General features: G+C 81.8%; 1 protein-coding gene. It reads left to right on the plus strand.

The genetic code is table 11. The annotated features are described in order from the left end of the window. Nucleotides 1-915 (plus strand): helix-hairpin-helix domain-containing protein (locus HLB09_RS17585; protein ID WP_212771343.1); only part of this gene is annotated, 915 nt, incomplete at its 5' end. Nucleotides 916-1,013: the final 98 nt, after the last annotated feature.

Genomic DNA, 1,013 nt, shown 5'->3' on the forward strand with positions numbered 1-1,013 from the left:
GGCCGCCGCAGCCGGGAGGCCGGGCTCGCGCGGACGGCGGGGCCCGGGTGGTCCCCGGCGGAGCAGCCGGACCTGGTCGAGGGGCTGGGGCTGTGGCCGCACCTGCGGGCGGCCCTCGCGGACCGGGTGCCGGCGTCGTTGCGCGGGGCGCGGTGGACGGTCCCGCTGCCGGCCGTGACGGCGACGCTCCTCGTCGTGGCCGTGGTCCTCGTCGCCATCGCGGTCCGCTCCTCGGCGACCGCACCGGGGCTGCCCGTCCCCGTGCGCGCGCAGGCGACGGCCGCGAGCGCGTCCGCCTCGCCCTCCGCCTCGTCCCCCTCGGCCCTCTCCGCCTCCTCCGCTCCCTCGGCCCCTGCCGCGGCCCTGTCGACGCCGGCCGCTCCGGCGCAGCCCTCGTCGGGACCCCCCACCGGCGTCCCGCCCGACGAGCTCGTCGTCCACGTCGTCGGGCGGGTGGTCGCGCCGGGCGTCGTCCGTCTCCCCGCGGGCGCCCGCGTGGTGGACGCCCTCGAGGCGGCCGGCGGCGCGACCCCGGAGGCCGACCTCGCGCAGGTCAACCTCGCCCGCCCCGTCGTCGACGGCGAGCAGGTGCACGTGCCCGCCCCGGGCGAGGAGCCGCCCGTCCCGGCCGGTCCGCCGGCCGGCCCCGCGTCCGGGGCAGGGGCGCCGGGCGGGGCGGCGGGCGCCGGCGCTCCCGCCGACCCGGGCAGCGGGCCGGAGGGCGGCCCGCTCGACCTCAACCGGGCTGCTCTCGCCGACCTCGACGCGCTGCCCGGCATCGGCCCGGTGCTCGCCCAGCGCATCCTCGACACCCGGGAGCAGCTCGGCGCCTTCACGAGCGTCGAGGAGCTCGGCGAGGTCAGCGGCATCGGCGAGGCGCGTCTCGCCGAGCTGCGCGAGCTCGTGGTCGTCTGAGGTGGGCGCGCCGAGCCCTCCCCGCCGGCCCGCGGCGAGGGCGCCGACGACCTCGCCGGTCGCGGGCGTCGCACCCCTCCCGCCCGTCCTCGACGGCG

It is taken from the genome of Pseudokineococcus marinus (assembly GCF_013004605.1).
GTDB classification, from domain to species: domain Bacteria; phylum Actinomycetota; class Actinomycetes; order Actinomycetales; family Quadrisphaeraceae; genus Pseudokineococcus; species Pseudokineococcus marinus.